The sequence below is a fragment of the Candidatus Omnitrophota bacterium genome, assembly GCA_023819145.1.
Taxonomy (GTDB): Bacteria; Omnitrophota; Gorgyraeia; order DTHP01; family DTHP01; genus JBFWKV01.
Genome location: JAMWCW010000018.1, coordinates 1 through 14,256, shown reverse-complemented (window position 1 = coordinate 14,256; position 14,256 = coordinate 1). Strand labels below are relative to the sequence as shown.

Annotated in this window: 12 protein-coding genes; all 12 read right to left on the bottom strand. The window is 36.1% G+C overall.

Going from position 1 to position 14,256, the window contains the following annotated elements; all coding sequences use genetic code 11:
• The coding region (locus tag NC818_07260; protein MCM8784539.1) for a LamG domain-containing protein at positions 1-712 on the bottom strand (712 nt) is incomplete at its 3' end.
• Positions 713-1,149: 437 nt separating this feature from the next.
• Positions 1,150-3,429 carry a tetratricopeptide repeat protein gene (locus NC818_07255; protein MCM8784538.1) on the bottom strand — a complete coding sequence of 760 codons (2,280 nt, stop codon included), beginning with the start codon at positions 3,427-3,429 and terminating at the stop codon, positions 1,150-1,152.
• A gap of 10 nt (positions 3,430-3,439) precedes the next feature.
• Positions 3,440-5,722 (bottom strand): tetratricopeptide repeat protein, encoded by a 2,283-nt coding sequence (locus NC818_07250; GenBank protein MCM8784537.1) that lies wholly within the window; start codon positions 5,720-5,722, stop codon positions 3,440-3,442.
• 14 nt (positions 5,723-5,736) lie between these two features.
• Complete coding sequence (locus NC818_07245) at positions 5,737-6,186, bottom strand: prepilin-type N-terminal cleavage/methylation domain-containing protein (protein ID MCM8784536.1); 450 nt, start codon at positions 6,184-6,186, stop codon at positions 5,737-5,739.
• Positions 6,187-6,282: 96 nt separating this feature from the next.
• Entirely contained in the window at positions 6,283-6,738 is a 456-nt protein-coding gene (locus NC818_07240; protein MCM8784535.1) for a prepilin-type N-terminal cleavage/methylation domain-containing protein, read from the bottom strand.
• Between the two features lie 186 nt (positions 6,739-6,924).
• Positions 6,925-8,364 carry a 4Fe-4S binding protein gene (locus NC818_07235; protein MCM8784534.1) on the bottom strand — a complete coding sequence of 480 codons (1,440 nt, stop codon included), beginning with the start codon at positions 8,362-8,364 and terminating at the stop codon, positions 6,925-6,927.
• Positions 8,365-8,367: 3 nt separating this feature from the next.
• Positions 8,368-8,832, bottom strand: a complete 465-nt coding sequence (locus tag NC818_07230; protein MCM8784533.1) for a hypothetical protein — start codon at positions 8,830-8,832, stop codon at positions 8,368-8,370.
• A gap of 89 nt (positions 8,833-8,921) precedes the next feature.
• Entirely contained in the window at positions 8,922-10,424 is a 1,503-nt protein-coding gene (locus NC818_07225) for an Rne/Rng family ribonuclease (protein ID MCM8784532.1), read from the bottom strand.
• A 42-nt stretch (positions 10,425-10,466) separates the two neighbouring features.
• Complete coding sequence (locus tag NC818_07220) at positions 10,467-10,769, bottom strand: TIGR03936 family radical SAM-associated protein (GenBank protein MCM8784531.1); 303 nt, start codon at positions 10,767-10,769, stop codon at positions 10,467-10,469.
• Between the two features lie 59 nt (positions 10,770-10,828).
• On the bottom strand, positions 10,829-11,473 hold the full coding sequence (locus NC818_07215; GenBank protein ID MCM8784530.1) for a TIGR00730 family Rossman fold protein: 645 nt from the start codon (positions 11,471-11,473) through the stop codon (positions 10,829-10,831).
• A 52-nt stretch (positions 11,474-11,525) separates the two neighbouring features.
• Complete coding sequence (gene pyk, locus NC818_07210) at positions 11,526-12,950, bottom strand: pyruvate kinase (GenBank protein MCM8784529.1); 1,425 nt, start codon at positions 12,948-12,950, stop codon at positions 11,526-11,528.
• 181 nt (positions 12,951-13,131) lie between these two features.
• Positions 13,132-14,256: hypothetical protein (locus NC818_07205; GenBank protein ID MCM8784528.1), on the bottom strand; the 1,125-nt coding region annotated here is incomplete at its 5' end.

Sequence of the window (14,256 nt, the reverse complement as noted above, 5' to 3'; positions counted from 1 at the left end):
TGTAGATGCGGACTTCGTTAATATCACCTTGCCATCTAATGCTTGTAGAATTTGTATAATATCTTCCAATATATAAATTATCTGTTGTATGTTCGACAGTGATAGTTTGTTCATTTACTTGTTTCACTCCATCGATATAAAGATATCCTTTTATACCATCATAAATACCTACTACATGATGCCAATTAGTATCGGTATAAGCACTATCAGATACAACATATGTATAAGTAGTGTTATTACCGATCATCATTCTTAACTTGTTTGTGCTTTGATCTTTGTTTAAATTATAGCCAGGACAACCTCCTGTCCCTAAATTTCTCTCTTTAGAAACAGCGCCTTGCCATGCACCATTAGCGGTACTTCTAACCCATGCCTCAACAGCAAATACAGATGGTCTTAAATTGGCATTATCGGACACAACAATATCATCCGTTCCATCAAAATTTAGCCCTGCCTGATAGACCTTATAGGTCTCATTCTCCGCACTGAGCTCCACGGTAATATTCCTCTGCTCCAATTTTGCTCTCTCTTGCGCCAGGCGTATATGGCTAACTACTTGCCTTCCTGCGGCCTGCAGTTTTGCCCGATCAATACCACTCAACATACGGCCGATGATGGCACTTCCTATCACCACAATAATAATTAAAACCACCAAAAGCTCAATGAGGGTAAATGCCGTTATATTCCCTTTTAAAATAATCTTACGTCTCATAATTAAATATGATGTATCAAACCAAATAAAACCTTGACAGATTATTTAGATTGTGACAAATTTCTTCTATGAGTATACTCTTTATCTTTAGGGGAATAATTATTTATCCTACAGAAAGAGGTGAAGAACAATGGAAATAATAATTGGTGCTTTAGTAATTCTTGTCGGTCTTTTAATCCTAGCCTATTTTGAATACCAGCGTCAAACAAAAAAAAGACACGCCTCTTAAGTTGCTTATCAGATATAAATGCCTTCGGTAATTCTTTAACTGAATTAAGTTTAATTTCTATCACCTCGGCTACTTTAACTTTTCAGCAATTCTTATTATATGACTTAGCAATATACTATTCAATTAAAAACTGAAAGATTTTAAACAAGACTTACATTTTAGCTAATCTAAGCCTAGAACCAATAACTCAATTATGGAATTCTATAACTTATTTTAAAGTTTCTAAATTATTTTTTGCGGTTTCGTTTTCGGGGTCAATCTCTAAGGCTTTCTCAAAACTGCGCTTTGCTTTCAATTTTTCTCCTTTGACTGAATAACAAAAACCCAAATTGTTGTATGCCTGAAGATTATTGGGGTCAAGCCGAAGGGTTTCCCGGTAGGAAGCTATTGCCTGTTCAAACAGCCCCATTGCTTGAAATACAGAACCGATATTGAAATGGTACTCTGCTCTCCCCCGGTTTATACTGATGGCTATATTGAATTCTCTTACTGCCTTACGGTAAAGTCCTTTCTCAAAATAGATGCAACCCAAGTTATTATGCGCCTCCGCCGAGAGCCCACCTCTACCCGAGGTAGCCATTCTGTATTCTTTTATCGCCTCCTCTTTCTTGCCCAATTTCTCGTAGATAAAACCTAAATTAGCATGCGTAGAAGGAAGATTAGGATTAACTAAAAGCGCCTTCTCATAATAATCAATGGCTTTCTCAAGATTTCCTTCTGCCTGATGAAGCGCTCCTATATTGTTATAAATTTCCGCAATGTAAGGATTAACTTTTACTGCCTTTTCGTACTCAAGACGCGCTAAATCCCGTCTTCCAATTAAGTCAAAGAACACAGCTTTTTTGAAATAAGAAAGAGGATAAATTCTTTTTTGTCTGAAAGGAAAGGTCTTTATTTCTACGGCAGGCTCAGGGTCAATCCAATTATTGAAATCAATCGCATATTTTTCAATTACTGCCCTGTTTTCCTCACTGTTCTTTACAAAAACCAAAGCGTTGGCATCAAAGAAAACAAATTTCCAGTTACTATCCTTCAGCAAACGGTTGAGCAAAACATTACTTGAGTTTATATCCAACAAAAAATAATTAATCTTATAATCTTCAACCAGCTGGTCAAAAATATAAGGATACATAAAGACATCAGCATAGAAAAATAGATGCTCTTCGTCATAAACACCGGTTCTTCCGTCCACAAAAACTTTCAACTTAGGCCAAGCACGCCAGATAAAGTACCCACCAAAACCAAAATTATTAAAACCGTTTCCACGGATATCGTTTTCCAAGATAAAATCAATTGCCTCACGGGGATGAATGGGGCTTTCTTTCTTAAATCCTATGCGGTATTCCAATTTCCCGTGCATTGTAAAAGCAGAAAAAAGCGTCTCGAGAATAAAGTACAAACAGGATACACTAATAATAAATAAGAGAAAAACTTTTCCCCAACGTGGAGATTTTGGGAAAAGACTTCCTTTATGTCCATAGAAACTTACTAAATTCTCCATAATAATTGGCATGCTAACTAAGCTAAAAAAAGCAATATTGCGGATGGCAATAAGCGAAGCGTAGAGAAAAAGAAAATACACAAAGAGGTTTCCCAGATTTATCTTCCGATAATTAATTAGAAATGATATTTGCGAAACAAGAATCAAAATTTTGTAATAGATAAGGTCAAGGTTAAACACACCTCCTTCAACAAAGGGCGGTCTTAACTCTATAATCCCGCCGGGGAAAATATCTAAGTGCTTATGCACAAAACTAAAAGTAGAGAAATACTCATAAAAAATCTTTACCCCCCAGGGGTTAAGGCTGGTGAGAATAATTAACCATAATCCTACACAGAAGAAAATTTTAAACTTCTCTTTATTAATTACTGAAGATTTATTCCATTCCCAGGGAAGATTGACTTTTAGATTAATGTATTCAAAAATAAGATAAATCCAGAAAATAATAATACCTAAAAAAGCAAAGATATGAAGATTTGCCCAGATAATTTGTAAGGGTAAAATTATCCAGAGGAGTTTTGTATTTTCTTTCCGGAATTTAAAAATGATATAAAGATAAATTAAGGCAAATAGAAAACTGAACATTTCCGGCCTTTCTACTATTCTTCCTTTACAAACCAATACCGTAAAAAATAATAAAACTAAACTTAAGAAATAATTCTTGGATTGTTTAAGCAGGAAGAAGAATAGTAAAGAAAAGATGGAAAGGAAAACAATAATTTTTAAAATAACCAGCCCAGATAGTTTCCCTATTCTATAGACTAAATAGCTAATGAGACCAAAAAACCAATCGCAATTAAACCAAGGATGTCCTTGGGAGGTATAGGAATAGATATCGGCTTTGGGAATTTTAAGATTATCTAAAATATATTTTCCCGTCCTTAAATGCATCCAGATATCTAAGTCCCAAACTCTGGAGCTGGATAAAACAGCCACTAACCCCAAAATAAAAATCAACAAAATAAGGTTATATTTCGCATACCGCATGTTTGTTTTATTATTTTAGGGGCAGTTTCTTTAAGTTTTCTTTTGCCTCTTCTAAATTGGGGTCTAATTCCAAAGCGCGTTTCAATTCTCTTTCTGCCTGGTGATATCTTCCTAATGCTATAAAACAGGCAGCAATATTATTATATATAATAGCTGAGCTTGGTTCAAGGTCTCTTGCTTTATAAAAGGCATCCAGAGCATGATTCACTCGTCCCATATCCAGTAAAACTAATCCTTGATTATAATAGAATTCAAAGCGCTCCGGTTCCAAAGAAATAGCACGCTCAAAGTATAAAAGCGCCTCGCGCAGGAGCCCTTTCCGGCGATAGATATCTCCTAAATGGTTATAGAGAGTAGCATTGGGAGCAAAACGCGGAGGAAGAATTTTTTTATAAAGCTTTAAAGCATTCTCTAACTCTCCCCTTTCTTGATAAATTGCTCCTAAATTCAAAAGGGAATTAAACAAATTAGGGTTTCTCTCCAGAGCTTTTTTATAATATTCTATTGCCAAATCAATTCTTCCCTCGTTTTGATAAACAACACCTAAATTATTGTAAAAACCCTCCACTCGGGGATTTATCTGTAGTCCCAAACGATACTCTTCTTCCGCACGCCTATATAATCCAAGATTCAAAAAAAGCTCACCTTTAGAAAAGCAAGAGATGGGAAAAGGCCTTTTTCTTAGATTTTTGTATTCCCCCACTGGATCTAGCGGAAGTTTTTCTAATTCAATTTCATACTTTTCAATCAGTTTCTTATAATCGGGTTTGTTTTTTATAAAGACCGCTCCATTATGTCCAAAATATACCAAGCGCCAATGCGTTTTGTCTTGATAAATTCTCTTAAATAGGGAAGCTGCCTTAATATCCAAAAGAATATAGTCAATTTTGTATTTATCAAACATGTGTTCCAAGGTAGCAGGATAGAGATAAATATCCGTATAATAGCGCAAGAATTCTTCCCCGTAGACGCCGGTTCTTCCATCAATAAAAACCTTTCTTTCAGGAAAACATCTATAAATCAAGTAAGTCCCAAAACCGAAAGAATTAAAAATATTTCCCCGAATATTATTATTTATAATAAAATCAATTTGCCCATCAGGGTAAAAACAAGATTTATGCAAACCGAATTTCTTCTCTAATTTACCCTCCATATAATAAGTAAAAGTAAATTCTTGGTAAACAGTAATAGTCACGATAATCAAAACAGATAAATAAATGGCAGATTTCATCAAGAACCTTAAGAAATTAATAACTTTTGTCTTGGGGAAGGGTTTTGTATAGAATAAAAAATTATTTAAATTGTCTATAGAAATTACATAACCGAGCATGCTGAAAAGAACAATGTTGCGAATCGAGGTTAAAGAAAGATGGAGAAAAGTAACATAAAGAAAAAAATGGGTTAGGTCTATTCTTCGAAAACGCAAAAGAAAAGTAATAAGACTCAAAAAAATAAGAATTTTATACCAAAAATACCCTCCAGAAAAGAAGCCAGTGCGGGAAAAAGGGGGGATAAGTTCACTTATACCGCCGGCAAGAATCTCTTGATGGTTGCCCATAAAACGTACCAGTTCTAAGACAAGAAAAAATACTTTGTATCCAAAAGGATTGATTAAACTTGCCAAGACACATAAGAAGAATATCCTTAAAAAAAGAAAATAATCTCTATGCTTTAAGATATGGTTCTTATTCCAATCCCACGGAAGAGTAATTTTCCAAGAAATTAAATCCCCAATTAGAAAAACGACTAATATTCCTAACCCTACAAATGAAAAAACATGAAGATTTGTCCAAAGAATTTGTAGAAAAGGTAGGAAAAAAAGAGATTCTGATTTTTTAAAACGAAAATCGTAAATAATCTTTAGATAGAGAGAAATAAACAGAAAGCTGATAAATTCCGGACGTTCATAAAATCTCTCTTTGGAAGATAAAATGGCAATTAGAAAAAAAGGAATACAGAAGAAAAAGTTTTCTTTTTTATAAACAATGCGAAAAAGAATAAAGAAAGCGAGAATAATAAAAATGGTTTTAACAATAATTATCCCCGCAAAGCCAAAATAGCGCTGTATCAAATAAACAAAAACCTGAAAAAGCCAGTGGAGGTTAAGCCAAGGATTCCCTTCCGCAGTGTAGGAATAGAAATCTGCGCGGATAAATTGAAGATTTTTTAAAATATATTCTCCAGTCTTTAAATGAAGCCAAATATCTAAATCAAAGAGATTGCGAAGGGAATAAACAAAGATTAAGAAAAGGCAGGAAAAAATAAGAAGAACACGCACCCTTTTATCAAGCATAAAATAGAAAACCCCTACCAATCATTGGTGGTAGTAGAACCATCTGCAGCCACTGTTCTTGCGGGAAGAATGGTTCTACCTTTAGAAGTAGAATCGCCGGTGGCATTATAATTACCATAAATCCAACCGCCGGCAGTAGCATTCCTTAAGGCGGTGTTACTCATCCCGGCAGCGTCAGAAGTATTGGCAACTATCACATTGTTATTACCTGTAGCATTAGAAATTAATTCATAAGGAATCCTTTCAATATATACCGGAACTAATGCCGTTAAGTTGGAAGGCCAGTCTCCTTCGGCAGCACGATATTGAATCAAAGCCCCTCTTAAAGCAGAAAGGTTTGCGCGCGTAGTAGCCGTCCGTGCCTGGATATTAAAAGAGGTAAAGCGGGGTAAAACTGCAGAAGCTAAAATGCCAATAATGGCAATAACAATTAGTAATTCAATTAAAGTAAAACCTGCTATCAATCTCTTACTTCTTGCGATAACAGTTCCTCCTTTTGTTTCTCTTTTAGAACTATTCTCTTTTATTAATCAAAAAAAGGCGCAATAAAACCTTTATTCCTACCAATCATTAGTGCTCGTAGAACCATCTGCAGCCACTGTTCTTGCGGGAAGAATGGTTCTACCTTTAGAAGTAGAATCGCCGGTGGCATTATAATTACCATAAATCCAACCGCTGGCAGTAGCATTCCTTAAGGCGGTGTTACTCATCCCGGCAGCGTCAGAAGTATTGGCAATTGTTACACTGCTACTTCCGGTAGCAGAAGAAAGCAATTCAAGGGGAATCTTTTCAATATATACCGGAACTAATGCCGTTAAGTTGGAAGGCCAGTCTCCTTCATTGGCGCGATACTGAATTAAGGCACCACGCAAGGCAGCTAAATTAGACCGCGTGGTATTGGTTCTTGCTTGAATATTGAAAGAGGTAAAGCGGGGCAAAATTGCTGCGGCCAAAATACCAATAATGGCAATAACAATCAACAACTCAATCAAGGTAAAACCTTTGTTTTTAAACATTTCCCCCTCCTTTCTATTTTTCCAAAATTATAACAATTCTATACTTATCTGTCAATATCTTTTTTAAAACAGCAATTACATAGATTTTAAGACACAGATTACACTGATTCTCAAATTAAAAACAAAGATTACGCGGATTATTTATTCCAAAATGAACCAACCCTCGCACAAAAAATAGTGCATAACCTAAATTGCTTTAGTCTTTATAGCTTCTGCGGGACAAATGTTCTCACACAGAGCACAGCCAATACAACTTTCAGGAACTATTTCTGGTCCAGATAAACCTCTTCCTATATTCACAGAAATAATCGCCTTATCCTGAAGAGGACAATGCCGATAACAGGCTAAACAATTTATTCCTTTCTCATACACAAGACAACGTTTTTTATCAATAAAGGCAGTCCCAATCTTAAATTTTTGTTTCTGGGAAAGAGTTAAATTCTTAAGCGCACCCGTAGGGCAAACGATACCACAGAGATGGCAAGTGTATTTACAATAGCCAATCCTACCATTGCCATAGGGAGTAAATAAAGACGAAATACCCCTTGCAAATAAAAGAGGCTGAAGAAATTGCGTGGGACAATGTTTAATACAGGCCTGACAGCGGATACATTGATTTAAAAAATCATTTTCTTCAATAGCTCCAGGGGGACGAATGACCTTCAAAGATATACTTCTTTTAAAACCGAATTTAAGCAAAGGATAAAAAAGAACACTCCCTCCCAGAGTATAAAGAAATTCTCTCCGGCTAAAATCAACTTTTTGATAATTCAACCGCTGCAAGTGGGCTTTAGATATCCTTGTGCCCAACTGCAAATTCTTTTCTGGACAATTTAGACAATGCATACAAAAGAGACACTCCTGTTTAACCCATTTCTCTTTTAGGTGGGGATTGCAAGTCCCTTGGCAAAATTCTATACATCTTAAACAACCAGTGCAATTTCCCTTTCCTAGAATATGCAATATACTTTTGCGGGAAATAACCCCTAAAAACCCTCCTAACGGACATAAGAAGCGACACCAGAAACGCGTGGTAAATAAATTAAATGCCAAAATCATAATAAACCCTAAACTAACCACAGAAATTAACCGCGTAGATTGAGGAGAAAAATCTGCAATATTGCACTCCAACCAATAAAAGATGCGGTCAATAGAAAAAATATTTAAATATTTATTCAGGAAAATAAATAGAGAAAAAAGCGCCCTGCCGATAAGATAAAACCCGCGATAAAAAATAACCACAGGGCTAAAGAGCCCAGCAAGATTTATTCTAAAAATGGCTAAAAGCAAAAGAACAATAGTTATAAAATATTTTATTTTCTGGGCAGGATGATAAAGCTCCTTCCTTCTTTTGAAGAATAACTTTTTTGAAATATAGGAAACCGCTTGGTTTAAAGTGCCTAAGGGACAAAACCAACCGCAGAAGAATCTTCCCAGAACAATGGTGAAAATTAAAATAAAAAGAGAGACAAAAAATGATTTTGCCAAATTGCGTGTTGAAAAAATCAAAGAAAGACTAAGCAGAGGATCAAAGTAAAGAATTTTTCTAATAAAACCGATAGAAAGAAAGAGGAAAAATATCTGGGTTATTCGGCGCAGAGAAATAAAAAGCGATATGTTCCTCACCTATTACTTAACCGTTAGGCTATGCGATTCGCTCTTTTTCAAAGCAGGTGTTTTGGATTTGGGTGCCAGAGAAATGCTAATGATGGTCTTGGTAGTCGTGGGTTCTAAAGTGATAATACAAGACTCTTCCTGTTTCTCAAAATTAAGCACCCTTCTTCCATATTCCACGATATTAAGGAGGAACCAGCCGTATTGGGGCATCTGCTCACGGTAAAAATTAACTACCAAGTCTGCGGTAGGAGAACCACTATAGCGCAACAGACCGACCCGGCCGTTTTCATTCTGAAAAATAAAGGACTCATTAGCAATAAGTTTGAACCCTTGAGGAACAGGAACATCGGCAAATTTAAGTAAAGGCGCAGGTAGAAGCGCTTCTTCCGCAGGTGTTCTTTTTTGAAAAGAAAAAGAGGCGCAGCCGGTAAGAAATACAAAACACACTATTAAAAATATTACTGTATTTTTATACATTTTTTACTCCTCCTATTTTTTTTAAAATTTTAGTTAAACTATAATTTTTATCTATCGTAACAAAAATTAAACAAAAAAGTCAAAGGAATTTAACGGATGTTTATTTCTTCAATGTGCAAATTTGCGTCGGATTTAATCTCAATATTTGAGCGATGTTTCTTGGCTATCTGACGGATAAAGCGCGAATATTCTCCTGAAAGTTTATGCGCTAAATCAGGGTGCACAAAGAGAGTAATTTTTCTTCTTTTACTTTCAGTAAGCGTTTGCTTCAGCCTTCTTAGGGCTTCGTTAGCCAAAGTAGAAATAGTTTTAACATGACCTAAACCTTGACAGTAAGGACACTTCTCATAAAAGACACTTTCAATACTACTTCTTCTTCTCTCACGGGTCATCTCAATAAGCCCAAACTGAGAAAAGGGATAGAGTTTAATTTTTGCCTTATCCTCTTTCAGAAAATCTTTGAAAGCACGAAACACCTTATCACGATTTTCGGCAAGAACCATATCAATAAAATCAATGATAATGATACCTCCTAAGTTGCGTAAACGAATCTGGCGAGCAATTTCTTCCGCTGCTTCTTTATTCACAATAAAAGCGGTTTCCTCAAGAGTTTTGCCCTTACCGGGTTTTCCCACAAATTTACCCGAATTTACATCAATAGAAACAAGGCTTTCTGTCTGTTCAATGACTATATATCCACCACTTTTAAGCTGAACTATCCGCTTATAGAGTTTCTCAATTTCTTTCTCGATCCCCATTTTTGTAAAAAGGGAAACTTCTTCTTGATAGAAGCGCAATCTTGTTTTTAAATGTGGAGAAAAATAGTTTGTAAAATGTAACGCCTTACGATATTCCTCTCGGGAATCAATATAAACATTACCTATTTCTTCAGTAAAAAAATCGCGCAATATCCTGATAATCAACTCACTCTCTGCATGGAGAAGATAAGGAGAGCTTACGCGTCTGCTTAAGCGAGAAATTCTCTCCCAGCCCTTAAGCAAAAAATGTAGGTCTCTCACAAAATCGCGCTCCTCTGCTTTTTCTCCTGCGGTGCGGGCAATGAGGCCGGTTCCAGAAGGAATGTTTAACTTCTTTAAGATAAGTTTGATGCGCTCACGCTCCTTTTTATCGGCAATTCTCCGGGAAATCCCTGTGCGAGGGTCGTTGGGCATAAACACCAAGTGCTTACCGGGAATACTAATATGGGTCGTAAGACGCGGACCCTTTTTCCCTAAGGGTTCTTTAATGGCCTGAACCAAAATATCATCGTTTACTTTTAATTTTGCCTCAATAGAATCTTTTTTGTGAAAGGCGGAAGGATTATTTTCTTCTTCGCTTAAAAAATCCTCTTCTAGTTCAAAAGGGGGTTTTAAGACATCATCGACATATAAAAAACCGTTTTTGTCCAATCCGATATCTACAAAAGCTGCACCTATTCCCGGCACAACAGCGGTAACTTTACCCTTATAAATATTGCCCACGATGTGCTGGGTGTCTTTCCGCTCCACAAAGAAATCTGTAAGTTTATGCTCCGTTACCACCGCAACCCTTACTTCTTTAGGCTCAACATTGATTAAAATATCTCGGGACATAATTGTTTAAAACTCTAAATCCGAAACTCTAATTACAAATTTTCAAAATTCACTTTTTACGGAGAGAATTTCAATACCTTGGGGAAGTTCCTTTTGTAATTTCTGCCGAAACAATTCAGGTTCAAGCGGTGGTTCCAGATAAAAGGTAACCTCCTCGTCAAAGCTTTCTACTCCCAATTTTAAAGCCCGTTTAAAGCTTATTCGCGGTCGGGGGTTAAATCCTTTGGTAAGCACAAAGGGAACCTGTGCCCGACGAAGAGCACGTTGAAAAACTCTTAACAAATCCAATTGAGAGATATAAATCATCGGACCGGTTTTACTGTATTTGGCAATAATCTTCTGCATAACACGGATAAACTCGAAATCCGAAATTCTAATAAACTTAGAATCTTAAGTTGAGAGTTTTACTTATAAAAATTCTTTATTATCGCTAATGCTTCTTTAGGAAAATCAGCGATTTTAAAGAGTTTAAGGTCTGCTTTCGTGATGCAATCCTCCTTAAGCATGGTATTTTCTATCCAGTTAATTAAACCCTGCCAGTATTTTTTACTCATGATGATTACCGGAAAGGAGAAAACGCGCTTTGTCTGAATAAGGGTAAGGGCTTCAAACAATTCATCAAGCGTACCAAAACCACCGGGGAAAATTACAAATGCTTTGGCATATTTTACAAACATTACTTTTCTACAGAAAAAATACTTAAAGTTAAGCAATTCCCCAACATAGGGATTAGGTTTCTGCACAATAGGAACCTCAATATTTAAACCGATGGATTTCCCTCCCGCACGCTTTGCCCCTTTATTGGCTGCTTCCATTATCCCGGGGCCACCTCCGGTAATTACCGCATAACCCTCTTTGGCTAAGAGATAAGCAAGCTCCTCGGCTATACGGTAATATTCTGAATGAGGTTTAATACGCGAAGAACCAAAGATGGATACTGCTGGACCCACCGTAGAAAGAACTTCAAAACCCTCTACGAATTCTGCCATGATACGAAAAATTCTCCAGGGTTCTTCGGTAGTAAAATCATTCCTTACCGTCTTTTTCATTTCGCTCCTCCCCTTTCTTAAAAGACATTTTAAGCAATGCCTGTTTGTTGGATTATTTAAGCTGGTGGATTTGGATAAGATTAGTACTCCCCTCTTTTCCCATGGGATTGGAACCAGTAATGATAATTTTTTCACCACTTTTTATGTGGACATTCAATTTATTAAGCAAACTTTCAACTTTTTTCGGTAAATTCTCCAGAGATACTCTTAAAGGGAAAAGAACAGGATATACTCCCCAGAAAATATTTAACTTTCTTAAAACATCTCGGCCAGAAGTAAGCGCAAAGACAGTTGCTTTTGGTCTAAACTTAGAAACCCAACGGGCGGTCTCTCCACTATAAGTAGGAACAACTATTGCCTTTGCATCCAGGTGATATGCCGACTCTACACAAGAGTAAGAAACTGCTTCTAAAGAAGAAATTTTCTTAACTATTCTCTGCGTAAGATATTTGCGATAAGGGAATTTCTTCTCGGTAATAAGTGCAACTTTTCGCAAAGTACAAACAGCTTCTAGGGGATATTTACCAACGGCAGTTTCTTCAGAAAGCATCAGACAATCTGCACCGTCAAGAATGGCATTAGCAATATCGGTAACTTCGGCTCTGGTAGGAAGAGGACTATAAACCATTGAAGATAAAATCTGGGTAGCAACAATCACCGGTTTCCCTCTCAAATTACACTTCTCAACAATCTCCTTCTGAAGAAAAGGAAGTTTTGCCAGCGAGGTTTCTACACCCAAATCACCTCTTGCTACCATTATCCCATCACTTTCGGCAATGAGCGCATCGATATTTTTTACTGCCTCTTTTTTTTCAATCTTAGCAATGAGAAAAATTTCTTTTGCCTTTCTACCCAAAAAATTCCTTGCTTTAAGCAAATCGTGCTTATCCTTTACAAAAGAAAGAGCAAGGAAATCGGGTTCTAAACCCAAGGCAAAAATAAGTTTATCCTGCATTTCTTTTTCTTTTATATAATCGTCAAGTAAAACACCAGGAATATTTACTCCTTTCCCCGACATTATTTCTCCTGAATTCTCTACCCGACAAACCACCTCTCTATCTTTAGCCTTTAAAACTCTCAATTTTATCAAACCATCATTTAAATAGATAAAACTTCCTTTCTTTATGCCTCCTAATACGCGAGGATAATTAAGACTCAAATTTCCTTCATTACCAAGAATCTTTTTAGCGGTGAAGGTCAAAATGTCTCCTTTTTTTAAGGAAATTACCCTCTTTTCTAACAAACCTAACCTTATTTTGGGACCAGGAATGTCAACAAGAATTCCTAAGGGAGAATTGAGTTTTTTAGCTACCCGACGCAAGGCTCGGACTAAATTAAAGTGCTGGTCTTTATCTCCGTGGGAAAGATTTATGCGGGCAATGTCTATCCCTGACGAGATAAGTTCCTCCATCACCGCCGGAGAAGAAGAAGCCGGACCAATGGTAGCAATAATTTTTGTGCGGTTCCAGTGAAACATAGATGTCAAACTCCAAACTCGAAATCCGAAACTCTAAGCCATGAGAATTCCGGTAAGTTAGTTATTCTTACGAACCTGATGTTATAACTATTGAAAGTAACTAAACATACTTAAACGAACTAAACAAGATAGAGAAATTAAATCATAGCAATTTAACTCTGTGCCGTCAATGGTTATTTTATCAAAAACAATTCTTTAAGAGTATTTGGTTACGGATTTGGCTCTTTATTATAAAATTATACTTATTTTTTAGCAAGGCATAATCTTCTTCCCTAATAAATATCCAAAGAGGACTTCTTTCTTTTTCTAAATAAAATAACAATTCCGAAATATCCTGTAAAAAGAATACTTTTCTCTGGAGATAAAAAACAAGGCTGGGTTTTGGGAAGTTGTAGGCAAGAACAGTGTCATCATTTTTAATCTCTTCCTTTAGCGAGTAGAGTAAAGCTTTGGTAGAGCGAAAACTACCTAAATCAAGCGCAAAGAATTGATAAAAAAGAAAAAGGGAAACCAGCGGTAGAAAAGAAATAGTTAAAAACACAGAAAAGAATTTTCGGCGCAAGGCAAAACATAAAGCAACCACGCTTATAACCATAACTAAAAAGACAGGATAAAAAACATCTATCGCCAGATTGTATTTCTCTTTTAAGAACATCCTTGTGCATAAGAGGGAAATAATTAGAAAAGTGAAAATAATAATCATTGAAAAAATAATCTTTCGGGAAAAACGCCTCTCCAGCCTTGAGAAATTACTCTCCCAGAATTGAGCAAGTATAATGCTTAAGCAGGGAAAAAGAGAAAGGATATAGGTGGGAATCTTTGAACGCGAAAGGCTAAAAAATAAAAACACTACCATAAACCAAATAACAAGAAACCTCATAGAAGAAAATTTAACTCTCAACCAGGGAAGAAAAACCGTCCAAGGTAAAAACCCTAAAAGAACTATTGGAAAAAAGTAAAAAACTGATGCGCGGTGAATATAACCTCGGCTAAACCTTTCTACTGTCTCGTAGCGAAATAAAGAAAATGTTTCCGAAAAACCAAATTTAAAAACTAAGAATAAATACCAGGAAAGACCTAACACCAAGAAAAGAAAAAGAAAATAAAGTTTACTCCAGAATATTTCCTTTAAAAGAGAAATATCTTTTTCAAAAAAGAGATAGATAATCATAACCAAAAGAGGCAGAAGCCCCACTGGACCCTTGGTAAGAAAAGTAAGCGCCAGACTTACCCAGAAAAAAAATAGAGAGATTTTTTTTCTTTTGGCTTTATATTTAAGAAAAAAAAGAACTGCGCTTAAGAAAAA

What these genes read in the sequence shown, in the direction of transcription:
- NC818_07255 (MCM8784538.1), bottom strand. Translation starts at nt 3,429, where the DNA reads ATGCGGTATGCGAAATATAACCTTATTTTGTTGATTTTTATTTTGGGG.
- NC818_07250 (MCM8784537.1), bottom strand. Translation starts at nt 5,722, where the DNA reads ATGCTTGATAAAAGGGTGCGTGTTCTTCTTATTTTTTCCTGCCTTTTC.
- NC818_07240 (MCM8784535.1), bottom strand. Translation starts at nt 6,738, where the DNA reads ATGTTTAAAAACAAAGGTTTTACCTTGATTGAGTTGTTGATTGTTATT.
- NC818_07230 (MCM8784533.1), bottom strand. Translation starts at nt 8,832, where the DNA reads ATGTATAAAAATACAGTAATATTTTTAATAGTGTGTTTTGTATTTCTT.
- NC818_07225 (MCM8784532.1), bottom strand. Translation starts at nt 10,424, where the DNA reads ATGTCCCGAGATATTTTAATCAATGTTGAGCCTAAAGAAGTAAGGGTT.
- NC818_07220 (MCM8784531.1), bottom strand. Translation starts at nt 10,769, where the DNA reads ATGCAGAAGATTATTGCCAAATACAGTAAAACCGGTCCGATGATTTAT.
- NC818_07215 (MCM8784530.1), bottom strand. Translation starts at nt 11,473, where the DNA reads ATGAAAAAGACGGTAAGGAATGATTTTACTACCGAAGAACCCTGGAGA.
- pyk (MCM8784529.1), bottom strand. Translation starts at nt 12,950, where the DNA reads ATGTTTCACTGGAACCGCACAAAAATTATTGCTACCATTGGTCCGGCT.